This is a genomic window from Streptomyces sp. NPDC002276 (assembly GCF_053891435.1).
On sequence record NZ_JBSFCQ010000008.1, the window covers coordinates 264,010 to 286,260 of the forward strand.

Annotated in this window: 19 protein-coding genes; 10 read left to right on the forward strand and 9 right to left on the reverse strand. The window is 69.3% G+C overall.

Annotation, left to right across the window (positions count from 1 at the left end):
- Window positions 1-47: 47 nt before the first annotated feature.
- The 4 genes from cydD to hisC form a co-directional block, all read right to left on the reverse strand.
- Window positions 48-3,536, reverse strand: a complete 3,489-nt coding sequence (cydD, locus tag ACWIHT_RS22285; protein ID WP_456169906.1) for a thiol reductant ABC exporter subunit CydD — start codon at window positions 3,534-3,536, stop codon at window positions 48-50.
- 70 nt (window positions 3,537-3,606) lie between these two features.
- The gene (cydB, locus tag ACWIHT_RS22290) at window positions 3,607-4,611 is read right to left on the reverse strand and encodes a cytochrome d ubiquinol oxidase subunit II (RefSeq protein WP_456169907.1); all 1,005 of its coding nucleotides are present in this window, start codon (window positions 4,609-4,611) and stop codon (window positions 3,607-3,609) included.
- 20 nt (window positions 4,612-4,631) lie between these two features.
- Window positions 4,632-6,140, reverse strand: coding sequence for a cytochrome ubiquinol oxidase subunit I (locus ACWIHT_RS22295; RefSeq protein WP_456169908.1), 1,509 nt, complete (start codon window positions 6,138-6,140; stop codon window positions 4,632-4,634).
- A 233-nt stretch (window positions 6,141-6,373) separates the two neighbouring features.
- Window positions 6,374-7,453, reverse strand: coding sequence for a histidinol-phosphate transaminase (gene hisC / locus ACWIHT_RS22300; RefSeq protein ID WP_456169909.1), 1,080 nt, complete (start codon window positions 7,451-7,453; stop codon window positions 6,374-6,376).
- Between the two features lie 443 nt (window positions 7,454-7,896).
- Here hisC and ACWIHT_RS22305 point away from each other — a divergent pair, with 443 nt between their 5' ends.
- The 4 genes from ACWIHT_RS22305 (at window position 7,897) to ACWIHT_RS22320 (ending at window position 12,087) form a co-directional block, all read left to right on the forward strand.
- On the forward strand, window positions 7,897-9,009 hold the full coding sequence (locus tag ACWIHT_RS22305; RefSeq protein ID WP_317886382.1) for a LacI family DNA-binding transcriptional regulator: 1,113 nt from the start codon (window positions 7,897-7,899) through the stop codon (window positions 9,007-9,009).
- 655 nt (window positions 9,010-9,664) lie between these two features.
- Window positions 9,665-10,780, forward strand: coding sequence for a metallophosphoesterase (locus tag ACWIHT_RS22310; protein ID WP_456170059.1), 1,116 nt, complete (start codon window positions 9,665-9,667; stop codon window positions 10,778-10,780).
- 192 nt (window positions 10,781-10,972) lie between these two features.
- Window positions 10,973-11,836: a hypothetical protein gene (locus ACWIHT_RS22315; protein WP_456169910.1), complete on the forward strand. Its 864-nt coding sequence runs from the start codon at window positions 10,973-10,975 to the stop codon at window positions 11,834-11,836.
- Between the two features lie 77 nt (window positions 11,837-11,913).
- On the forward strand, window positions 11,914-12,087 hold the full coding sequence (locus ACWIHT_RS22320) for a hypothetical protein (protein WP_456169911.1): 174 nt from the start codon (window positions 11,914-11,916) through the stop codon (window positions 12,085-12,087).
- A 38-nt stretch (window positions 12,088-12,125) separates the two neighbouring features.
- Here the strand turns inward: ACWIHT_RS22320 and thiC are convergent, their stop codons facing one another.
- A complete protein-coding gene (thiC, locus tag ACWIHT_RS22325) occupies window positions 12,126-13,964 on the reverse strand; it encodes a phosphomethylpyrimidine synthase ThiC (protein WP_456169912.1) in 1,839 nt (612 codons plus the stop codon).
- Between the two features lie 253 nt (window positions 13,965-14,217).
- On the opposite strand from thiC, the gene ACWIHT_RS22330 reads away from it, so the two are divergent.
- On the forward strand, window positions 14,218-15,732 hold the full coding sequence (locus ACWIHT_RS22330; protein WP_456169914.1) for a YibE/F family protein: 1,515 nt from the start codon (window positions 14,218-14,220) through the stop codon (window positions 15,730-15,732).
- A gap of 231 nt (window positions 15,733-15,963) precedes the next feature.
- Here the strand turns inward: ACWIHT_RS22330 and ACWIHT_RS22335 are convergent, their stop codons facing one another.
- From ACWIHT_RS22335 to ACWIHT_RS22350, 4 genes are all read right to left on the reverse strand, one after another.
- Window positions 15,964-16,401, reverse strand: coding sequence for an SsgA family sporulation/cell division regulator (locus ACWIHT_RS22335; RefSeq protein ID WP_019073400.1), 438 nt, complete (start codon window positions 16,399-16,401; stop codon window positions 15,964-15,966).
- 99 nt (window positions 16,402-16,500) lie between these two features.
- On the reverse strand, window positions 16,501-17,337 hold the full coding sequence (locus ACWIHT_RS22340) for an IclR family transcriptional regulator (RefSeq protein WP_456169915.1): 837 nt from the start codon (window positions 17,335-17,337) through the stop codon (window positions 16,501-16,503).
- 305 nt (window positions 17,338-17,642) lie between these two features.
- Window positions 17,643-17,855 carry a DUF5326 family protein gene (locus ACWIHT_RS22345; protein ID WP_093627959.1) on the reverse strand — a complete coding sequence of 71 codons (213 nt, stop codon included), beginning with the start codon at window positions 17,853-17,855 and terminating at the stop codon, window positions 17,643-17,645.
- A gap of 217 nt (window positions 17,856-18,072) precedes the next feature.
- Window positions 18,073-18,390, reverse strand: a complete 318-nt coding sequence (locus tag ACWIHT_RS22350) for a cupin domain-containing protein (RefSeq protein WP_019073397.1) — start codon at window positions 18,388-18,390, stop codon at window positions 18,073-18,075.
- 48 nt (window positions 18,391-18,438) lie between these two features.
- Between ACWIHT_RS22350 and ACWIHT_RS22355 the strand changes: the two genes are divergently transcribed.
- From ACWIHT_RS22355 to ACWIHT_RS22375, 5 genes are all read left to right on the forward strand, one after another.
- A complete protein-coding gene (locus ACWIHT_RS22355) occupies window positions 18,439-18,816 on the forward strand; it encodes a phage holin family protein (protein WP_456169916.1) in 378 nt (125 codons plus the stop codon).
- 7 nt (window positions 18,817-18,823) lie between these two features.
- Entirely contained in the window at window positions 18,824-19,318 is a 495-nt protein-coding gene (locus ACWIHT_RS22360) for a low molecular weight protein-tyrosine-phosphatase (RefSeq protein WP_456169917.1), read from the forward strand.
- On the forward strand, window positions 19,315-20,472 hold the full coding sequence (locus ACWIHT_RS22365; RefSeq protein ID WP_456169919.1) for a cystathionine gamma-lyase: 1,158 nt from the start codon (window positions 19,315-19,317) through the stop codon (window positions 20,470-20,472). Before ACWIHT_RS22360 ends, ACWIHT_RS22365 begins: the two co-directional genes overlap by 4 nt.
- Window positions 20,473-20,700: 228 nt before the next feature.
- The gene (locus ACWIHT_RS22370; RefSeq protein WP_456169920.1) at window positions 20,701-21,642 is read left to right on the forward strand and encodes a LysR family transcriptional regulator; all 942 of its coding nucleotides are present in this window, start codon (window positions 20,701-20,703) and stop codon (window positions 21,640-21,642) included.
- Between the two features lie 111 nt (window positions 21,643-21,753).
- Window positions 21,754-22,236: an NUDIX domain-containing protein gene (locus tag ACWIHT_RS22375; RefSeq protein ID WP_019073392.1), complete on the forward strand. Its 483-nt coding sequence runs from the start codon at window positions 21,754-21,756 to the stop codon at window positions 22,234-22,236.
- The last annotated feature ends 15 nt before the right edge of the window (window positions 22,237-22,251 follow it).

Below are 22,251 nucleotides of genomic sequence, written 5' to 3' on the forward strand. Positions count from 1 at the left end.
AAGTCCCCTTTGTCACCGAAAGTCGAGCGCCTCGGCTGCGAGCCTCCCTACCCGGCCGCCACCAACAGCTCCGACTCCGCCTCCCGCTCCGCCATCCCCCGCAACGGCCCCTCCACCGAGACCAGTTCGGCGTACGACCCGCGCTGCACGACCCGTCCCGCGTCCAGCACGATCACCTCGTCCACGTCCTCAAGTCCCGCCAGCCGGTGCGTGATGAGCAGGGTCGTACGCCCCTCCGTGGCGGCCAGCAGATCGGCGGTGAGCGCGTCGGCGGTCGCCAGGTCCAGGTGTTCGGCGGGCTCGTCGAGCACGAGGACCGGGAAGTCGGCGAGCAGCGCGCGGGCGAGGGCCAGCCGCTGCCGCTGCCCACCGGACAGCCGAGCCCCGTGCTCACCGACGAGCGTGTCGAGGCCATCGGGCAGCCCGTCGGCCCAGTCCAGCAGCCGGGCCCGCGCCAGCGCGGCCCGCAGTTCGTCCTCGGTCGCGTCCTTCTTCGCGAGGAGCAGGTTCTCGCGCACCGAACTGTCGAAGAGGTGCGCGTCCTGGGCGCACAGCCCGACGAGCCGTCGTACGTCGTCGCCGTCCAGGGCGTACGCGTCCACGCCGGCCAGCGTGTACGAGCCCGCGTCCGCGTCCAGGAACCGCAACAGCACCTGCGCCAGCGTCGTCTTGCCGGACCCGGACGACCCGACGACGGCGACCCGGCGCCCCTTCTCCAGCGTGAGGTCGAGTCCGGTGAGCGCGTCCCGGTCCTGCCCGGTGTGCCGGGCGGCCAGTCCCTGCACGACGAGCGGGAACGGCGTCGCGGGCACCCGGCGGGGCCGCTCCGGTTCCCGTACGGGCTCGGGGGCGTCCAGCACCTCGTACACGCGCTCCGCGCTCTTGCGGACCCGCTGCCGGTACTGCACGGCGAGGGGGAGTCCGAGGACGGCCTCGAAGGCGGCGAGCGGGGTGAGGACGACGACCGCCGTCACCACGCCACTGAGCCGTCCGGCGGCGACGGCCTGGGCGGCCACCAGGGCGGTGGCGGCGACGGTCAGGCCGGAGACCAGTGCGGTGAGGCCGTCGCCGAGTGCGGTGGCGGTGGCGGCGCGGGAGGCGATCCGGGTGAGGACGCCGTCCGCGCGCCGGGCCTCGGCGGTACGGGCGGGCAGCGCGCCGGCGACCGTCAACTCGGCGGTGCCGGTGAGCAGTTCGGTCACACGGGTGGCGAGCACCCCGCGGGCCGGGGCCAGCCGCCGTTCGGCGCGCCGGGCCACGGCACCGGTGACGAGGGGGACGCCGACACCGGCCGCGAGGAGACCGACCGCGAGCACGGCACCGGCCTCGGGCAGCAGCCAGGCCGTGAAGCCGACCGTCGCGGCGGAGACGGTGGCCGCGACCCCGGCGGGCAGCAGCCAGCGCAGCCAGTAGTCCTGGAGGGCGTCCACATCGGCGACGAGCCGGGAGAGGAGATCGCCGCGCCGGGTGTCGCGCAGCCCGGCAGGTGCCAGTCGCTCAAGGCGCCGGTAGACGGCGACCCGGGTGTCCGCCAGCATCCGCAGCACCGCGTCGTGCGACACGAGCCGCTCGGCGTACCGGAACACGGCCCGACCGATCCCGAAGGCCCGGGTCGCGGTCACCGCCACCATCAGATACAGCACGGGCGGCTGCTGCGAGGCCCGCGAGATCAGCCACCCGGAAGTGGCCATGAGCCCAACCGCACTGCCCAGCGCGAGACTTCCGAGCAGCAGCGCCAGGGCGAGGCGGCCACGCCGGGCACCGGACATCGCACGGACACGGGAGAGGACGCTGCCCTTGTGTGCGGCGAGCCGTGTCTCGGGTTTGTCGTCGGCCACGGAACTCGCCGTCGCCTCCGGGCTCGTACCGGCGACCGTCGGCACGGTCTCCGCGCGAACCGCGGTCTCGCCCTCCGTCACGCGCACCACCCGGTCCGCCACCGCCAGCAGCGCCGGCCGGTGCACCACGAGCAGGACCGTCCGTCCGACCGCCAACCGCCGTACCGCCTCGACCACTTCGGCCTCGGTGGCTCCGTCCAGCGCGGCCGTCGGCTCGTCGAGGAGCAGGACGGGACGGTCGGCGAGGAAGGCCCGGGCGAGCGCGAGCCGCTGCCGCTGCCCGGCGGACAGCCCGGCCCCGTCCTCACCGAGCACACTCCCGATGCCCTCGGGCAACGCGTCCACGAACTCCAGGGCCCCGGCATCGGCCAACGCCCGCCGTACGGCGGTGTCGTCGGCGTCGGGCCGGGCGAGCCGTACGTTCTCGGCGATCGTCCCGGCGTACAGCTGCGGGTGTTGGGGCACCCAGGCGATCCGTGACCGCCACCGCTCCAGGTCGGCGTCGGTGAGATCGACTCCCCCGACGCGCACCCGGCCCTCGGCGGGCCGCACGAACCCCAACAGGGCGTTCAGCAAAGTGGACTTGCCCGAGCCGCTCGGGCCGACGAGGGCGACCGTCTCACCGGGTTCCACGGCGAAGGACACGTCCGACACGGCGTCCACGGACCGCCCGGGATACCGGACCGTCACACCTTCGAAGGCGAGCGCGTCGGAAGGTACTTCGACGGTCCCCGTGGCCGGTACCGATGTCTCCAGGACAGCGAAAATCTCCTCGGCCGCCGCGAGGCCCTCCGCCGCCGCGTGGTACTGCGCGCCGACCTGACGCAGCGGCAGATACGCCTCGGGGGCCAGGACGAGGACGACGAGACCGATGTAGAGGTCCATGTCTCCGTGGACGAGCCGCATGCCGATCGTCACGGCGACCAGGGCCACGGAGAGCGTGGCGAGGAGTTCCAGGGCGAAGGAGGAGACGAAGGCGATCCGCAGGGTCCGCATGGTCGCCTGCCGGTACTCGCCGGTGATCCGCCGGATCGACTCGGCCTGTGCCTTGGCCCGGCCGAACACCTTCAGGGTCGGCAGCCCCGCGACCACGTCCAGGAAGTGCCCGGAGAGCCGGGACAGCAACTGCCACTGCCGGTCCATCCGGGACTGCGTGGCCCAGCCGATCATCACCATGAAGAGCGGGATGAGCGGCAGGGTGCCGACGATGATCGCCGCCGAGACCCAGTCCTCGGTGACGATCCGCGCCAGCACCGCGACCGGGACGACCACCGCGAGGCCCAACTGCGGGAGATAGCGCGAGAAGTAGTCGTCGAGGACATCGACACCACGCGTGGCGAGGGCGACCAGCGAACCGGTCCGCTGCCCGCTCAGCCACCCGGGGCCCAGCTCCACGGAACGCTCCAGCAGCCGTCGCCGTAGCTCCGACTTCACGGAGGCGCTGGCGCGGTGGGCGGCGAGTTCGGTGAGCCAGGAGACCAGGGCACGGCCACCTGCGACGGCCACCAACAGCAGCAGGGGAGTGCCGAGTTCACTCACGGACTTGCCGTGCTGGAACGCGCCGACCACGACCTCGGCGATGAGCATCGCCTGGGCGATGACCAGCAGCGCACCGACGGCTCCCAGGCCGACGACCGCCATCAGGAAGAGGCGGGTGGCGCGGGCGTATCGGAGTAGCCGTGGGTCGATTGGTTTCACGTGAAACACACCCTCTTCTCTGGATGCCTCAACGGGGCATGTTTCACGTGAAACATGCCCCATTCCTCACTCAGTGCGCCGCTTCGGCGATGTGCTGCGTACCGATCCGCTTGCGGAACACCCAGTACGTCCAGCCCTGGTAGAGCAGGACGATCGGCGTGGCGATCCCCGCACACCAGGTCATGATCCGCAGCGTGTACGGGCTCGACGAGGCGTTGGTGACCGTGAGGCTCCAGTCCGGGTTGAGCGAGGACGGCATCACGTTCGGGAAGAGCGACAGGAAGAGCATCGCGACGGCGGCGATGATGGTGACCCCGGAGAACGCGAACGACCAGCCCTCGCGGCCGACTTGGATCGCCCCCAGCGCCGCGACCAGGGCGACGACGGCCACGATCAACGCGACCAGACTCTTGCCGTCACCGCTGTCGACCTGGGTCCAGATCAGGAAGGCCAGCGCCAACAGGGCGGTGAGGAGGCCGACTTGAAGGGCCAGCTTCCGGGCCCGCACCCGGATGTCACCGACGGTCTTGAGTGCCGTGAACACCGCTCCGTGGAAGGTGAACAGCGTCAGCGTGACCAGGCCGCCGAGGATCGCGTACGGGTTGAGCAGGTCCCAGAAGGTGCCGGCGTACTCGAAGTTCTTGTCGATCTTCACGCCCCGCACGATGTTGCCGAAGGCGACACCCCACAGGAACGCGGGGAGCAGCGAGGTCCAGAAGATCGCCGTCTCCCAGTTGCGCTGCCAGTTCTCCTCGGGCCGCTTCGCCCGGTACTCGAAGGCGACACCCCGGACGATCAGGCAGACCAGGATGATCAGCAGGGCGAGGTAGAAGCCGGAGAAGAGGGTGGCGTACCACTCGGGGAAGGCGGCGAAGGTCGCGCCGCCGGCCGTGAGCAGCCAGACCTCGTTGCCGTCCCAGACCGGGCCGATCGTGTTGATCAGCACCCGCTTCTCGGTGCGGTCGCGGGCGAGCAGCTTGGTGAGGATGCCGACCCCGAAGTCGAAGCCCTCCAGGAAGAAGTAGCCGGTCCACAGGACGGCGATGAGGACGAACCAGACGTCGTGCAGTTCCATGACTGTGCAGCTCCCTCGGCCTAGTAGGAAAAGGCCATCGGCTTGTCGGCGTCCTGGGAGTCGCCGCCGATCTTCGTGGGCGGGTTGAGGTCGGCCTCGGTGAGTTCGGGCGGTCCGGCCTTGACGTACTTCGCGAGCAGCTTGACCTCGATGACGGCGAGGATCGCGTAGAGCGAGGTGAAGACGATCATCGAGGTGAGGACCTCGCCCTGGGAGACGCTGGGGGAGACGGCGTCACGGGTCTGGAAGAGGCCGTAGACGACCCAGGGCTGGCGGCCCATCTCGGTGAAGATCCAGCCCCAGGAGTTGGCGATGAGGGGGAAACCGAGGGTCCAGATGGACACCAGCCAGTAGAGCTTGGTCAGCTTCGGGCCGAGGGCCTTCTTCTTGAAGAGGACCACGTTCGGGACCTCGTCGTCGCCCACCCGCAGATGCTGGGGCAGCATGAACTTCTTGCGGGTGAGCCAGAGTCCGGCCACTCCGATGGCGAAGGACGCCATGCCGAAGCCGATCATCCAGCGGAACGCCCAGAAGGTGACGGGGATGATGGGCCGGTAGTCGCCGGGGCCGTACTTCGCCTGCTCGGCCTTGTTGGTGTCGTTGATGCCGGGGACGTACGAGCTGAAGTCGTCGTCGGCGAGGAACGACAGTATCCCGGGGATCGAGAGCTCGACGGTGTTGTGGCCCTTGCTGACATCGCCGTAGGCGAAGATCGAGAAGGGTGCCGAGTCCTGGCCGTTCCACAGGGCTTCGGCGGAGGCCATCTTCATCGGCTGCTGCTTGAACATGACCTTGCCGAGGGTGTCACCGCTGACGGCGGTGAGCAGGCCGGCGATGGTGACGGTGATCAGGCCCAGCCGCAGCGAGGTCTTCATCACGGGGATGTGCTTCTTGCGGTACAGGTGGAAGCCCGCGATGCCGACCATGAACGCGCCGCCGGTCAGGAAGGACGCGGAGAGTGTGTGGAAGGCCTGGGCGAGCGCGGTGTTCTGGGTCAGCACGTGCCAGAAGTCGGTGAGTTCGGCGCGACCCTTGGCCTTGTTGATCTTGTAGCCGACGGGGTGCTGCATCCACGAGTTGGCCGCGAGGATGAAGTACGCCGAGAGGATCGTGCCGATCGAGACCATCCAGATGCAGGCCAGGTGGATCCGCTTGGGCAGCTTGTCCCAGCCGAAGATCCACAGCCCGATGAAGGTGGACTCGAAGAAGAACGCGATCAGCGCCTCGAAGGCGAGCGGGGCCCCGAAGATGTCGCCGACGAACCGCGAGTAGGCGGACCAGTTCATGCCGAACTGGAACTCCTGCACGATGCCCGTGACGACACCCATGGCGATGTTGATCAGGAAGAGCTTGCCCCAGAACTTGGTGGCCCTGAGGTACTTCTCCTTCTCCGTGCGCACCCACGCGGTCTGCAACCCGGCCGTGAGCGCGGCGAGCGAGATCGTCAGCGGGACGAACAGGAAGTGGTAGACGGTGGTGATACCGAACTGCCATCGCGCCAGTGTCTCTGGCGCCAGAGCCATTTCCACGTCGTCGGTCTCCTTATGTCGCCGTGGTACAGCGGCAGTTTGCCCCTTTTATCGCACACATCATGGGACGAACTGGGACACGCTTGTGAACGCGTTCACATTCACAAGCTATTATGACGTACCGATTTTCGACCGACGAAGGGGGGTCCCATTACGAAGGGGGGTCCCCATATGGCAACCCCCCTGACGTCACTCGTTACGAAAGATCTCGTCGACGGCCGTCGACGGCCGCGCTACAGCTCCTTGCGGAACCCCTCCGCCACCTTCAGGAAGATGTCGTTGCCCTCGGTCTCCCCGATCGTGATGCGCACGCCCTCACCCGCGAACGGTCGCACCACCACGCCCGCCTGGTCGCTCGCCGCCGCGAAGTCCAGCGTGCGCTCCCCCAGCCGCAGCCACACGAAGTTGGCCTGGGTCTCCGGGACCGTCCAGCCCTGCTCGCGCAGCGTGTCGACCACACGGGTGCGCTCGGACACCAACGAGCCCACCCGGCCCAGCAGTTCGTCCTCGGCACGCAGCGAGGCGACCGCCGCGTCCTGCGCGAGCTGGCTCACCCCGAAGGGCACCGCCGTCTTGCGCAGCGCCGCCGCCACCGGCTCGTGCGCGATCGCGAAGCCGACCCGCAGCCCGGCGAGGCCGTACGCCTTGGAGAAGGTCCGCAGCACACAGACGTTCGGCCGGTCGCGGTAGAGCTGGACGCCGTCCGGCACCTCCAGATCCCGGATGAACTCCCGGTACGCCTCGTCCAGGACGACCAGCACATCGCCGGGCACCCGGTCCAGGAAGCGCTCCAGCTCGGCCCGCCGTACGACCGTGCCCGTCGGGTTGTTGGGGTTGCAGACGAAGATCAGCCGGGTCCGGTCGGTGATCGCGTCGGCCATCGCGTCGAGGTCGTGCACATCGCCCGGGGTCAGCGGCACCTGCACGGCCGTGGCACCGCTGACCCGCGTGATGATCGGGTACGCCTCGAAGGAGCGCCAAGCGTACATGACCTCGTCGCCGGGTCCCGCGGTCGCCTGGATCAGCTGCTGGGCGACGCCGACCGAGCCGGTGCCGGTGGCCAGGTGGGAGACCGGGACGCCGAACCGTTCCGCCAGCTCGTTCATCAGACCGGTGCACGCCATGTCGGGGTACCGGTTGAACGACGCGGCGGCCGCCGTCACGCTCTCCATGACACCCGGCAGCGGCGGGTACGGGTTCTCGTTGGAGGACAGCTTGTAGGCCACCGGACCGTCCGCCGCGGCAGGCTTGCCCGGCTTGTAGGTGGGGATACCCTCCAGCTCGGCGCGCAGCTTGGGGCTCGTCTCGCTCACCGCAGTCCTCCTTGTGACCACCACCGGATTTCAATACTGCTCACCTTATGAGGATTCGACGCCGGCGCGTACAGGTCCGGACCGGGTGAACGGCCTCTGGACGGCCTCGACCCCGTCGGCCGGTACCGCCCCACGGGCCACATCCACAACAGGGGCAACAGTGCACGAAGGCGCACGAACCGGGGGCGCGCTGTACATATATCTATGCGCCGGTGGCTCGCGCCGTGGCGCGCATCCCTCGTACAGGTGAGTTGAGACCTCTTCGAAACATCGGGGACTTGGCAGGCCCATGCGCGCCGACAAGTCACGTAATGCCATCGAAGCGTTTAACTGACTTTGTTTCTAAGGTAGTTGCCCCTTCCTGACCTTGCAGAAACGTGCCTGTCAACGCGTGCATATGCGTCCGCACTACCCCACCGCATGAGCCCTACTATCGGCTCGCCATGACAGCAGCAGGGAAGCACCAGGTGAGCCGCGCGGAAACCTCTCGTCGAGGAAGCCGGCCGGGCCGGGCGGGAATCAGAGACGTGGCCGCCGCGGCCGGAGTCTCCATCACGACCGTCTCCGACGCCCTCAACGGCAAGGGCCGGCTCCCGGACGCCACCCGACGCCATGTCCGCGAAGTGGCCGACCGGCTGGGCTATCGCCCCTCCGCGGCGGCTCGCACGCTCCGTACCGGGAAATCGGGCCTCATCGGCCTGACCGTCACGACGTACGGGGATGAACCTTTCACCTTCACCGAATTCGCGTACTTCGCCGAGATGGCGCGCGCCGCCACTTCGGCCGCACTCGCCCGCGGCTACGCCCTCGTGATCCTCCCCGCGACCTCGCGCCACGACGTGTGGTCGAACGTCGCCCTGGACGGCACGGTCGTCATCGACCCGTCCGACCAGGACCCGGTGGTCAGCGAACTGGTCCGGCAGGGTTTACCGGTCGTCTCCGACGGCCGCCCGGCCGGGTCGCTCCCGGTGACCGCCTGGGTCGACAACGACCACGAGGCCGCCGTCCTCGGCATCCTCGACCACCTGGCCGACGCCGGCGCCCGCCGGATCGGCCTGCTCACGGGCACGAGCACGGACACGTACACACACCTCTCGACCACCGCATACCTGCGTTGGTGCGAGCGGGTGGGCCAGGATCCGGTGTACGAGTCCTATCCGGCGCACGATCCGTGCGCGGGCGCCGTCGCCGCCGACCGGCTGCTCGCCCGGCCCGACCGCCCCGACGCGGTCTACGGCCTGTTCGACCCCAACGGCACGGATCTGCTGGCCGCCGCCCGCCGTTACGGGATGCGGGTGCCGGAGGATCTGCTGCTGGTGTGCTGTAGCGAGTCCACGGTGTACGCCAACACCGAACCGCCGGTCACCACGCTTTCGCTGAAGCCGCGGCGCATCGGTACCGCGGTGGTGCAGCTCCTCATCGACGCCATCGAGGGCGTCGATTCGGATCTGCCGATCGAGCAGGTGATACCGACGGAACTGATCATCCGCACGTCGTCCCAGCGACGGCCACCCCGGACGACGGTGAGTCCGCCTCGGTCGCCGGAGGGGAAGTAGGGGGTTGGGGGGTCGGCCCGGCGGTCGGCCCGGCGGTGGGGCTGCCCCGGTGAACCCCGGTGAACCCCGGTGAACCCCGGTGAACCCCGGTGAGCCTGCCGGTGGGTTGACCGTCCCGTGGGTCCGCCGGAGGACGCCGGGACGGGCTCCACGAGGCGGTTGGTGCGGGGGCGCGGGCGTCCCTCGGGGCGGAGTGGCGGGCGGGCGGTGCCCGGGCGCTTCCCTCGGGCTCCCGTACGGGCCGGACGGTGCCAGGACTCCCACCCGGCGCCGTTCGGGCCGTACCGCCCAGCCCTGCCCCCCTCCACGCCCGCCCGGCCCTGTCTCCCCAGGCACCCACCCGGCACCGGAGTCGACCACCGACCGGTCGACGGCCGACGGTCGTACCGAAGTCGGAGGTGGAGTACGGCAACCGCCGGAGGCATCCGCACCGGCGAAATCCGGCCGCCCTTCCGGCGGGAACCGATCGTCCCCCGGGTGCTGTTCGAGTGGTCGAAGCCCTGCCCAATCGGGGCGAAAGCCACGGTGAACCGGAGTCCTGCTCTGATTCACCACCCCTGGGTCATCACATGGCGCGATCCGCATTCCTATGATGGGCCCACGACACCGCGGGCCGCTGCGACCAGGCAGTCCGACGCGGTGCAGACGCGGCGTGATGGTGGAGGGGTCGATGACTCAGGGGGCCGGTCAGGGACCCGAGGTGGAGCGCACGGCGACGTTGCGCGACTTCCGGGTGCCGGCGTATGTCCACGAGACCGGTCCGTACGCCGACAGCGCGCAGCCCGGCGGCGCCGTACGACCCGACGAGGAGGCCTTTGACGAGGCCTTCGAGGAGGCCTATCCGGAGGGCTACACGCCCACCCAGCGCGATCTGCCGGTCATCCATCGGGGTGACACGGTTCAGGTCGCGGTGGACCCGGCGTCGGCGGGCATCCCGCGGCAGTCGGAGGGCCCCGGTCCGCTGTTCGTCGTAGGGGATGTGCACGGCTACCTCGACGAACTGGTGGACGCACTGCGGGAGAAGGGCCTGATCGACGCGGCCGGCAACTGGTGCGCGGGCACCGCGCGGCTGTGGTTCCTCGGCGACTTCACCGACCGCGGCCCGGACGGCATCGGCGTCATCGACCTGGTGATGCGGCTGTCCGCCGAGGCCGCCGCGGCCGGCGGCTACTGCAAGGCCCTCATGGGCAACCACGAGCTGCTGCTGCTCGGCGCCAAGCGGTTCGGCGACACCCCCGTCAACTCCGGCGCGGGCACCGCCACCTTCCAGGCGGCCTGGCTGCTCAACGGCGGCCAGAAGACCGACATGGACCGCCTCCAGGACGTCCACCTGCAGTGGATGGCCCGGCTGGACGCCATGGAGCAGGTCGACGGCCACCTCCTCGTCCACTCCGACACCACCGCCTACCTCGACTACGGCGACTCGATCGAGGCCGTCAACGACAACGTCCGCGAGACCCTCACGCGCAACGACGCCGACGAGGTGTGGGACGTGTTCCGCAAGTTCACCAAGCGCTTCTCCTTCCGCGACGAGGGCGGTGCCGAACATGTCCGCTCATTGCTCGACATGTACGGCGGGACCCGGATCGTGCACGGCCACAGCCCGATCCCCTACCTCCTGGGCGACGTCGGCTCCGAGGACGGCGAGGACAGTGCCGGTCCCGTGGTCGAGGGACCGCACGTCTACGCCGAGGGACTCGCCATCGCGATGGACGGCGGAGTGACCATGGCCGGAAAACTGCTGGTCCAGCAACTACCGTTGGATATCTGAGCGTTTAACGGGCAGACGTCCCCCTCGGAGGACCGGCGGACGACAGCGCTGGCCAGGGGCCAATTTCTGGAAACCCCCTGTCACCGTGTGCCGTCGCCGCTCTACCATCGGCATATCCGTAGCAGGCTCCCCTCCGTTTCTGCCCGACGGCTCGTTGGCATGCGAGCCCCAAGCCCTACGGAGCATCGGGGGATGCACATGAACAGCGTTCCGCAGCACCTGCACAGCGAGGACCGCCAGGAGTACGAGCGGATCCTCGACGAGGCGCTGCGCTCCGCCCCTACCCGCCCGGAACTGGCCGCTGTCGGTAAGCGGCTCAACCCCGAACAGCTGCGCACCATGGCGCTGAACGCCACCGCACTCATCACGGCGGCCGCGGCGACCGAGTACCAGCACTACGTGAAGGTCCGCGAGGAACTGCGCCAGCCGGCGTCGTCCACCACATCGTCCGTCCGCGAGCCCGACTCCATGGAGCCGGGCGGCGTGGGCGCGATGGGGCTCGCCACCACCCTGGGGGAAGCGGCCGAGGGCGCGGGCGCCGTCGCCGTCGCCGCCGTCCTCACCCCCGTCCTCGCCGGCACGGCCGCGGCGATATTCCTGCTCGTGGGTTACATCCTCAAGATGCTCACCCCCGAGCCCGCGTTCGCGCAGACCATGCTCACCGCCGGCTGGGTGTTCGGCGCGATGACCGCCGCGGCGATCCTCGTCGCCGCCGTCGGCCTGCTCCTCACGGCCCTGCGCAACCGGCCGACGTTCGACGCCGACCCCTACGGCGAGTCGGGCGGTGAGGTGGCCCGGGCCAGGGAGGCCTGGCACGACGCCCTTCTGGAACGCGGCATCCTGCCGTTCCTCCAGGAGGCGCTCGCGGCTCCGGGCACGCCGGCGGTACGCCGTACGACACGCTCGGCACCGACCAGTCGCATGCCGCACCTCGGCTACGACCGTCCGGGCTTCTCCAGCCCCGACGACGGCCCGGAACCGGGTCACCGTCCGAGCTTCAGCAGCCCGGACTTCAGCAGCCCGGACTTCGGGGGGCCCGAGCACGCGCCGGAGTAGCCCCTCGGCTTGCGCCCCCACCCAGGGGAGCGCAAGCCGAACACCCGGATTCGCCGAGTTTCAATACCCGCCCCGCGGTGAGCGCCGACGGCAGGCGCGCGGTGACCGTCTCCATCACGACCACCACCGCACCCCCGGACCTCACCGCCCTCAACCGCGCGACAGGCACCCTCGTGGACCACGCCCTGTGCGACAACACGTCGGCCAAGGGCTCACCGAAGAGGTCGACCAAGGGCTCAACGAAGAGTTAGACACCGTGCCGGACCTTGTCCGACCCGGCCGGTCGTCGTCAGTCGGCGATCGGCAGGTACACCCGGTTGCCCGCCGCCGCGAACTCCTTCGACTTCCGCGCCATGCCCTCCTCGACCTCCGCCTTGGTACCGCCGTGTTCGCGGCGGATGTCCTGGGAGATCTTCATCGAGCAGAACTTCGGCCCGCACATCGAGCAGAAGTGGGCCGTCTTGGCCGGCTCGGCCGGGAGTGTCTCGTCGTGGAACTCCCGTGCCGTGACCGGGTCGAGGGCCAGGTTGAACTGGTCCTCCCAGCGGAACTCGAAACGGGCGTCGGACAGCGCGTCGTCCCACTCCTGTGCACCTGGGTGCCCCTTGGCGAGGTCGGCTGCGTGGGCGGCGATCTTGTAGGTGATGACGCCGGTCTTGACGTCGTCACGATTGGGCAGGCCCAAGTGCTCCTTGGGCGTGACATAGCAGAGCATGGCCGTGCCCCACCAGGCGATCATCGCGGCACCGATGCCGGAAGTGATGTGGTCGTACGCAGGCGCGACGTCCGTCGTCAGCGGGCCGAGCGTATAGAACGGAGCTTCATCACAGATCTCCTGCTGAAGGTCGATGTTCTCCTTGATCTTGTGCATCGGGACATGCCCCGGACCCTCGATCATGGTCTGTACGTTGAAACGCTTCGCGATCTTGTTGAGTTCCCCGAGCGTCCTCAACTCGGCGAACTGCGCCTCGTCGTTGGCGTCCGCGATCGAGCCGGGGCGCAGGCCGTCGCCCAGCGAGTACGTGACGTCGTAGGCGGCGAGGATCTCGCACAGTTCCTCGAAGTTCTCGTAGAGGAACGATTCCTTGTGGTGGGCCAGGCACCAGGCCGCCATGATCGAGCCGCCGCGCGAGACGATGCCGGTCTTGCGGTTCGCCGTGAGCGGTACGAACGGCAGCCGTACGCCCGCGTGGACGGTCATGTAGTCCACGCCCTGTTCGGCCTGTTCGACGACTGTGTCCTTGTAAATCTCCCAGGTCAGCTCCTCGGCACGGCCGTCGACCTTTTCGAGCGCCTGGTAGAGCGGCACCGTGCCGATGGGGACGGGGGAGTTGCGCAGCACCCACTCGCGGGTGGTGTGGATATTGCGGCCGGTGGACAGGTCCATGACCGTGTCGGCGCCCCAGCGGGTCGCCCAGGTCATCTTCTCGACCTCTTCCTCGATGGAGGAAGTGACCGCGGAATTGCCGATGTTGGCGTTGACCTTCACCAGGAACCGCTTGCCGATGATCATCGGCTCGATCTCGGGGTGGTTGACGTTGGCCGGCAGCACCGCACGCCCGGCCGCGATCTCCTCCCGGACCACCTCGGGCGAGACCTTCTCCCGTACGGCCACGAACTCCATCTCGGGCGTGACCTCGCCCCGTCGCGCGTAGGCGAGTTGAGTCACGGCCGTGCCCTCGCGTCCTCGGCGCGGCTGCCGCGGGCGGCCCGGGAACACGGCGTCGAGGTTGCGCAGTCCACCGCGCGGTGACGTGTGCTTGATTCCGTCGTCCTCGGGGCGGACGGGGCGGCCCGCGTACTCCTCGGTGTCGCCCCGGGCGATGATCCAGTTCTCCCGCAGCGGTGCCAGCCCCCTGCGGACATCGGTGTCGACGAGCGGATCGGTGTACGGGCCGGAGGTGTCGTACAGCGTCACGGACTGCCCGTTGGTGAGGTGCACCTGACGGACCGGCACCCGCAGATCGGGGCGCGAGCCCTCGACATAGCCCTTGTGCCAACCGGCGGACTTCCCGGCCGCAGGGGACTCCTCGGCCCCCGTCGGCTGCTCGGCCCGCGCGAACTCCTCGCCCGGAATGGGCTGTTCGTCCTGGCTGAAGGCAGACGTGTGTGCGTCCTTGTTGGTCATGAGACCTACTCCCTACGCCGGCATTACCCGGTAACAGGTTCGGCGGTCGACGCAGCGGCTTCCGTCAGCCGATGTTTCATGTGAAACATCACTCGATACAGGTGACGTTTCCCGTGAAACATCGCAGAGACGGAGGTCAGCGCCCTCTCAGCCCGGTGCTCCGAGCTCCCGCGTGTGCAAAGGTGCCTCCACGCTAGCGTCATATGTGGCGCGGTGAACAGTGGGCCTCCGGCGTTCTTGCGATGATCGGGCGGTGACCACGACGCAGCAGCCCCCGTACCCGCCGACCGGGCCGCCGCATGGCCATGACCACGGCCACGGTTCCGATGGCGACCACGGTTCCGGGTCCGGTTCCGGGGACGACCACGGCTCCCACGGGGACGGCGGACACGGTTCGGGGGCGGGCGGCGGACACGGTCACTCGCACAGCCATGGCCCGGCCGCCCCCGTCTCCCGGCACCTCCGGAAGGTCATCGCGGCGATCCTGATCCCGTTCACGGTGGCGGTCGTGGTCGGCATGGTGGTGCTGTGGCCCGGTGGCGCCCCGTCCCACAAGCGCACCGGCGTCGGCTTCGACCGGCAGACGCAGCAGGCGACCGTCACCAAGGTCGTCAGCGTGAGCTGCGCCTCGGTGAACGCCTCGGGCGGGGGCTCGACCGGGGACACCTCCACCGCCGAGGGCTCCTCAGCGGCACAGGAAGCGGGCGGCACCTGCAAGAAAGCCACGGTCACGGTCAGCACGGGCAAGGACAAGGGCCGGACGTTCACGGAGATCGTGCAGCCCGACCAGTCACGGCAGCTGCACCAGGGCGAGAAGGTCGTGGTCGCCTATGAGCCCTCCGCGCCCCGGGATTTGCAGTACTCGGTCACCGATGTGAACCGTAAGTTCCCGATGGCGCTGCTCGCGGGCATCTTCGCGCTGGCCGTCGTGGTGGTGGGCCGACTGCGCGGCGTCATGGCGCTGGTCGCGCTGGCCATCAGCTTCATGATCCTCAACTTCTTCATCCTGCCCGCGATCCTGCACGGCTCGAACCCGCTGATCGTGGCGGTGGTCGGATCGAGCGCCATCATGCTGATCGCCCTCTACATGTGTCACGGGCTGTCGGCCCGTACGTCCGTGGCGGTCCTCGGCACGCTGATGTCGCTGGTGCTGATCGGCGTCCTGGGCTCGGTGTTCATCGGCTGGGCCGCGCTGACCGGCAACACGGACGACAACACGGGCCTGATCCACGGGCTGTACCCGTCGATCGACATGAGCGGTCTGCTGCTCGCCGGCGTCATCATCGGTTCGCTCGGTGTGCTCGACGATGTGACGGTCACGCAGACGTCGGCGGTCTGGGAGCTGCACGAGGCCAACCCGTCGATGGGCTGGCGCGGGCTGTACCGTGCAGGTATCCGGATCGGCCGCGACCACATCGCGTCCGTCGTCAACACGCTCGTCCTCGCCTACGCGGGCGCCGCCCTGCCGTTGCTGCTGCTCTTCTCCATCGCGCAGAGCAGCGTGGGGTCGGTCGCCAACAGCGAGTTGGTCGCCGAGGAGATCGTGCGCACGCTGGTGGGCTCGATCGGCCTGGTCGCTTCGGTACCGGTCACCACGGCGCTCGCGGCCCTGGTGGTCTCGGCGGACCGGCCCGGCAGCGACCCGGCTCCGGCGGGGGTTACGGCGACGGCCGCGGCGGCGCCGGGTGCCGGGACCGCGACAGCGCCCGGCGCCAAGCCTGCCCCGGCCCCGGCCCGCGGCGGTAAGGGCCGCCGCCGCAAGCACTGAGGACGGCGGGAACCGCCGCACGAAGCCACGCAGAAGCGTTCCTGCGACTCCAGGGCGCCTCCCGGACTTCCCGGGCCGTCCCCTGACCCTCAGGCCGTCCCCTGCCCGCTCGGGCCGCCCCCTGCCCCCTCTCGGCCCCGCAGGCCCTTCAGGGCGCCACAGATGCCTTCAGCGGCTTCAGGCTCCTTGGCGAAGCGTTACGCCAACTCCCCCCGCCGCCATGGCAACGCTTCAGCCGGCGCTCTGCTCCTCCGCCAGGATGCGATCCAGCGCCTCGTCGAGGTGGGCGTCGAAATCCGCGAGCGCACCCTCCTGACCGAGCGGAACCAGCCGGTCGGTGCGGTCGAGGAACGCCACCAGCGGGGCCGCGCCGGTGCGGAACAGCGCCTGGTCGCCGCCCACCTGAAGCCTGATCAGCACTTCGCCCAGCGTCTCGGGATCGACCGGCTCGATCCGGACATCACCGTCCCCGGACGCCCGGCCCACCCCGTCGATCAGCAGCTCCCGGCCGAAAGCCCAGGTCACCGGGGCATCCCCCGGCAAATGGAAGGTCAGCCGTACGGCGTACGGATCGCATGTCTCGTAGCCCAGTTCGACCGGGATACGGAAGGAGAGCTCCTCGGAGACGAGGAAGCTCATCATGACCTCTGCCTGTACGGACTCGCGCATCGCCTATCCCGTCAATTGCCGCCGACTGGCCGGGAATGATCCCCGTGGCACTGAAGGAATATTGCTGAACGTACACAACAGATCACAAGGAGTAAGTTTTCAGATACTGATAGAGAGCGCGAGCGACCCCAGCAGCCTGCCGACCTCGGTCTGCAACTGCCGGGCAGCGTCCGGCAAACGATCGGCCTGATGCGAGGGGAGAGAAATGGCCATCGTGGCGGCCGTGCTGCCGAGCGTGATCGGAATCGCCGCGCAGACCGTCCCCAGCGCGTACTCCTGACGCTCCACCACCAGTTCCATCCGCCGCATCCGATCCACGCGCCGCAGCAGGGAGTGACCGTCCCGCACGGTGTACGGCGTGAGGGACCGCGCGGGGTAGCGGTCGAGGTGGTCGCGCCTGGCGTCCTCGTCCAACTGGGCCAGCAGACACTGGCCGATCGCGTGCGCGTGCCCCGTCTCACGGAAGTCGGCCCACTCCTCGACCGCCGGATTGCCCGGGGTGTCGGCGACGCACATGACCTCGATCTCGCCGTCGCGGTACATCGCGTAGTAGACCGGTACACCGATCGAATCCCGCCAGGCCGCCAACGCGTCCACGAGCGTGCTGCGACGTTTCTCCTGCGCTCCGCTGCTGCTCAGCCTCTCGGCCGCTTCGCCGAGGAAGAACAGCCCTTTGTCACGCCGGAGATAGCCCTCGTGCACGAGGGTGCGCAGCAGGTGGTAGGCCGTGGGAAGCGCGAGACCGGTCTCGCGGGCCAACTGCTTCGCGGGGGCTCCGTGTTCGTGCGCGGCGACGGACTCCAGCAGCCGTATGGCCCGCTGGACGGAGCCGATGAGGGTGGTGGCGGACTGGGGCTGCGAGCCGATGTGGGGTGCCGCCGACTCCGGCTGCTGCTCGGGAGCTGTCGCGGAGCGCTGTCGTGGCGGGGCCGCCACGGGGCGCAACTGTGCGGGGATCGCCACTGAACTCGGCCAGGTCGGCGGGCCGGGCTGGGTGGGAGGTGCGTGCGGTTCTACGGGTGCGGTGTCAACCGTGGCCAAGGGTCACTTCCGGAGCGCGAGGGGGCGGCCCGTGCGGGGAACACGGGGAGGGGGTGCGCCGCCCGCGGGGTTCTCGTCCCCGCGTCGAATTCCGGACTGTAACCGCCCGCCACCGCCCGCGGACGGCCTGTCCGGGAAACTTCCCCCGCCCGAGGGAACCGGTGATTCCTGTTACCGATCACCGGTTGCCCGGCAGGGCCTCACCAGTCGCTGCGTGAGGAGGAACCCGCCGTGAACTTCCGCACGACGTAGATCAGTCCGCCGACCAGTGCCACGAAGACCAGCGCCTTGAAGAGCAGTCCGATGACAAAGCCCACGACGGTCGCTATCAGCCCGCCGAACACGACCAGGGCGATGACCGGCACCGCGACCCACTTAACCCACCACGGCAGTCCGCCGAAGATCTCTCGCATCGCCCTCGTCCTTTACCTCTCCGCCCGTCGCTCGTACCGGGTCCTGTCGGTGTCCGGCACTGCTTGTGCCGGACCTCTGATGTCCTGCACCCGATGCTAGGACGGCCGAAGGCAGAACGGGGGCCTCGCATCCCTTGTCCTCCCCTGACCGTTCCCCTAGGGAACCCTGAGACGCGGGGTCAGGCTTCAGGGGGAGAGTCAGGCCTCAGGGAAGGAGTCAGGCCTCGGGCGGCGAGAACACCACCAGCACCCGCAGGTCCTCGCTGATGTGGTGGAACTTGTGGGCCACCCCGGCCGGCACATAGACCACGCTGCCGCGCGCCACCTGGGTGGTCTCCATGCCGACGGTGATCGCGGCACGGCCGCTCACGACGAAGTACACCTCGTCCTGGTTGTGCGGCTGCTGCCGGTCGTGGTCGCCCGCGTCGAGCGCGTAGAGGCCGACCGACATGTTCTTCTCGCGCAGGAACTGGAGGTATGCGCCGTCGTTGGCGGCCCGCTCCGCCTCCAGTTCATCCAACCGGAATGCCTTCATCGCCCTCGTCCACACTCGGATTCGATCTCTTCTGTCACGATCAGACACATGAAGAATTTCCTAGTCAAGACGATCGCCAACGCGGGTGCCCTGGCGGTCGCCGTATGGCTCATCGACAAGATCACCCTGACCGGCGACAGCACCTTCAAGAAGGTCTGGACACTGATCCTCGTCGCCCTGGTCTTCGGCCTGGTGAACTTCCTGGTCAAGCCGATCGTCAAGCTACTGACCTTCCCGCTGTTCATCCTGACGCTCGGTCTGATCACCCTGGTGATCAACGCGCTGATGCTGCTGCTCACCTCGTGGCTGGCCGACAAGCTCGACCTGAGTTTCCACGTCGACGGCTTCTGGACGGCCGTTCTGGGCGGCCTGATCATCTCGGTCGTCTCCTGGGCCCTCAACCTCGCCCTCCCCGACGGGGACTGAGCGCGCGATGACCTACCGCGTCAGCTTCGTCTGCACCGGCAACATCTGCCGCTCCCCGATGGCCGAATCGGTCTTCCGCGCGCGGGTGGAGGAGGCCGGGCTCGGCGATCGGATCGAGGTCGAGAGCGCGGGCACCGACGGCTGGCACGAGGGCGACGGCGCCGACCCGCGCGCCGTCGCCGTCCTGACGGAGCACGGCTACGGGACCGACCACGCCGCCCGCCGCTTCCAGGCCTCCTGGTTCCCCCGCCTGGACCTCGTCATCGCCCTGGACTCAGGCCACCGCAAGACCCTGCGCCGCCTGGCACCCACCGAGCAGGACGCCCGGAAGGTCCACCTGCTCCGCTCCTACGACCCCGCCGTCGGCGACGACGACCTCGACGTACCGGACCCGTACTACGGGGGTCTGGACGGCTTCGAGGAGTGTCTTGAGATGGTGGAGGCGGCGAGCGAGGGCCTGCTCGCCGCGGTACGCGAGGAAGTGGAGGGACGAGCGATATGAGTGATTCCGCTGCGGACGGAGGCGTCAGAGGCGGTACCGGGGACGGCACGCTCGCGGTACGGGCCGGTCTGCCCGAGCCCGTCAGGCACGAACCGACCCTGCCCGGGCCGGTGTTCGCCGCGCACTTCCATCTCCCGGGCGAGGTGACGGGCCCGTACAGCTACGGCCGTGACGACAACCCGACCTGGACCCACCTGGAGCGCGCCATCGGCGAGCTGGAGGCGCCGGAGCTGAACGGCGTCGAGACGCTCGTGTTCGCCTCCGGCATGGCCGCCATCTCGTCCGTGCTCTTCTCCCAGCTACGCGCAGGCGACGCGGTCGTACTGCCGAACGACGGCTACCAGGTACTGCCCCTGGTGCGCGCCCAGTTGGAGGCGTACGGCATCGAGGTGCGCACGGCCCCGACCGGCGGGGACGCCCAGCTCGACCTTCTCGACGGCGCGAGACTGCTGTGGATCGAGACCCCCTCGAACCCCGGACTCGACGTGTGCGACATCCGTCGGCTCGTCGAGGCGGCACACGCGCGTGGCGCTCTCGTGGCGGTCGACAACACCCTCGCCACGCCCCTGGGACAGCGTCCGCTGGAGCTGGGCGCCGACTTCGCCGTGGCGAGCGGCACCAAACAGCTCACCGGGCACGGGGACCTCCTTCTGGGATACGTCGCCGGAACCGACGCCTCCGCGATGACGGCCGTACGCCGTTGGCGCAAGGTCGTCGGCGCGATCCCCGGGCCCATGGAGGCCTGGCTCGCGCACCGCTCCATCTCCACGCTCCAGCTGCGGGTGGACCGGCAGGACGCCACCGCGCTGATCCTCGCCGAGGCCCTGCGGGGGCGGGACGAGATCACGGGGCTGCGTTATCCGGGGCTGCCCGACGATCCCTCGCACAAGGTCGCCTCGCGGCAGATGCGGCGCTACGGGTGTGTGGTTTCGTTCACGTTGCCCACGCGCGCGCGTGCCGAGCGTTTTCTCGACGCGCTACGGCTCGTGGACGACGCGACGAGTTTCGGCGGGGTGCGGTCCACCGCCGAACGCCGGGGACGCTGGGGAGGGGACGCGGTGCCGGAGGGCTTCGTTCGCTTCTCGGTGGGTGCCGAGGATCCCGAGGACCTGGTGGCCGATGTGCTGCGTGCGCTGGACGAGTCGGCGCGGTGACCGCTTTACGTACCGCCGGTCGGTGTCCGGCTACGCACGACGGACGGTCCGAGCCTCCCCCCTCGTGGCTCGGACCGTCCTCGGTTCTGCGCGCGAAGAACCGCGCGCACAAGGCTAGTTGACTCTGTGTCAGTGTCCAATCACAGTAGCGACAGAGACCTATCGACTTATTTATAGTTGGGCCCTGCCCGGGGCCGGAGGAAGGGTGGGGAAAGGAGAGTGCGTGCCATGGATCTGGCCTTGCTGCGCACCTTCGTGACCGTGCACCGAGCCGGCTCCTTCACCCGCGCCGCGGCCCTGCTCGGCCTCTCCCAGCCCGCGGTGACGTCCCAGATCCGCACCCTGGAACGGCAGTTGGGCCGCCCCTTGTTCCTGCGCCAGGCCCGTGGAGTCACCCCCACGACCATGGGCGACGAACTCGCGCACAAGGCCGCGCCGCATCTCGACGCCCTCGTGGAGATAGCCGAGACCGGCCCCGACAACGACTCCTCCCTGCGCACCCTGCATCTCGCCGGGCCCCCCGAGTTCACCGCCGAGCGGGCGCTGCCCGCGCTCACGGAGCTGACCGGCGACGACGGCCAGTCCTTCGCACTGCGCGCGTCCTTCGGGAACGCCGAGGAAACCCTGGAGGGGCTGGCCGCCGGACATCACGATCTGGCCATCAGCACGGCCCGTCCACGAGGTGCCCTGCTCACGGCGACAACGCTCTGCGACGAGGAGCACGTCCTGGTCGCCGCCCCTCACCGGGCCGAACAGATCCTCTCCGGCTCCGGCTCCGGCTCCGGCTCCGGCTCCGGCTCCGGGAAACTCGATCGCATGGACGTGCCCGCCCTGGACGATCTCCCCGTGGTCGAGGTGCACGAGTCGCTGCCCTTCGTCTCCCGGTACTGGGCCTCGGTCTTCGACTCCCGCCCGGCCGCCTCGGGCAGCGTCATCGTGCCCGACCTGCGCGCGGTGCTCGCCTGCGCGATCGTGGGCGCCGGACTCGCGGTGCTGCCCCGCTATCTGTGCGCCCTCGCATTGGAACGCGGCGAGGTCGTCCCGCTCCACGAACCGGCGGTACCACCCCTGCGGACGTATTTCCTGGTCGTCCGCACCGGAACTCTCGCGATGCCGCACATCGCCCGGGCCCACGAGTGGCTGCACCGCGCGGCCATCGGATGGAGCTGACCAGGCACTTTGTCGTCGCTTCGCAACGGCGCCGCCAAATGTCACGCTCTGAACCATCAAGGTGACGTTTCGCGATGTTTCACGTGGAACCAGCCGGGCCACATTTCTCCCATGACCGTCCGACCCGTGGTCAAGCGCACCGCACGCGCCGTTCTCCTCGACGGCGACGACCTGATCCTGATCAAGCGCACCAAGCCCGGCGTGGATCCCTACTGGGTCACGCCCGGTGGTGGAGTCGAGCCCGAGGACACCACCGTCGTCGATGCCCTGCACCGCGAGGTGCACGAGGAGCTCGGCGCCAAGATCACTGACGTCGTTCCCTGCTTCGTGGACACCGTCGAGCACATCGGCGCGGACGCCACGGCGACCGGCGTGAAAGTCCAGCACTTCTTCGTCTGCCACCTGGAGTCCATGGACCCGGCGCTGCGCCACGGCCCCGAAGTGGACGCTCCCCTCGGCGAGTACGAGATCGTCAGAGTCCCGTTCACCCGGGTGGGCATCGCGTCCGTCCATCTCGTGCCCCTGTCCCTGCGGCACTATCTGGACGGCAACATCGAAGGGGTCCGCGCGATGCACGCCCCGGACCTCGGCTGACCGCTCCGGCTCCGG

Coding starts and splice junctions, on each gene's coding strand:
- cydB (WP_456169907.1), bottom strand. CDS start 4,611: ATGGAACTGCACGACGTCTGGTTCGTCCTCATCGCCGTCCTGTGGACC.
- ACWIHT_RS22305 (WP_317886382.1), top strand. CDS start 7,897: ATGACAGCAGCAGGGAAGCACCAGGTGAGCCGCGCGGAAACCTCTCGT.
- ACWIHT_RS22310 (WP_456170059.1), top strand. CDS start 9,665: ATGGTGGAGGGGTCGATGACTCAGGGGGCCGGTCAGGGACCCGAGGTG.
- ACWIHT_RS22315 (WP_456169910.1), top strand. CDS start 10,973: ATGCACATGAACAGCGTTCCGCAGCACCTGCACAGCGAGGACCGCCAG.
- thiC (WP_456169912.1), bottom strand. CDS start 13,964: ATGACCAACAAGGACGCACACACGTCTGCCTTCAGCCAGGACGAACAG.
- ACWIHT_RS22335 (WP_019073400.1), bottom strand. CDS start 16,401: ATGCGCGAGTCCGTACAGGCAGAGGTCATGATGAGCTTCCTCGTCTCC.
- ACWIHT_RS22345 (WP_093627959.1), bottom strand. CDS start 17,855: ATGCGAGAGATCTTCGGCGGACTGCCGTGGTGGGTTAAGTGGGTCGCG.
- ACWIHT_RS22350 (WP_019073397.1), bottom strand. CDS start 18,390: ATGAAGGCATTCCGGTTGGATGAACTGGAGGCGGAGCGGGCCGCCAAC.
- ACWIHT_RS22355 (WP_456169916.1), top strand. CDS start 18,439: ATGAAGAATTTCCTAGTCAAGACGATCGCCAACGCGGGTGCCCTGGCG.
- ACWIHT_RS22360 (WP_456169917.1), top strand. CDS start 18,824: ATGACCTACCGCGTCAGCTTCGTCTGCACCGGCAACATCTGCCGCTCC.
- ACWIHT_RS22365 (WP_456169919.1), top strand. CDS start 19,315: ATGAGTGATTCCGCTGCGGACGGAGGCGTCAGAGGCGGTACCGGGGAC.
- ACWIHT_RS22370 (WP_456169920.1), top strand. CDS start 20,701: ATGGATCTGGCCTTGCTGCGCACCTTCGTGACCGTGCACCGAGCCGGC.
- ACWIHT_RS22375 (WP_019073392.1), top strand. CDS start 21,754: ATGACCGTCCGACCCGTGGTCAAGCGCACCGCACGCGCCGTTCTCCTC.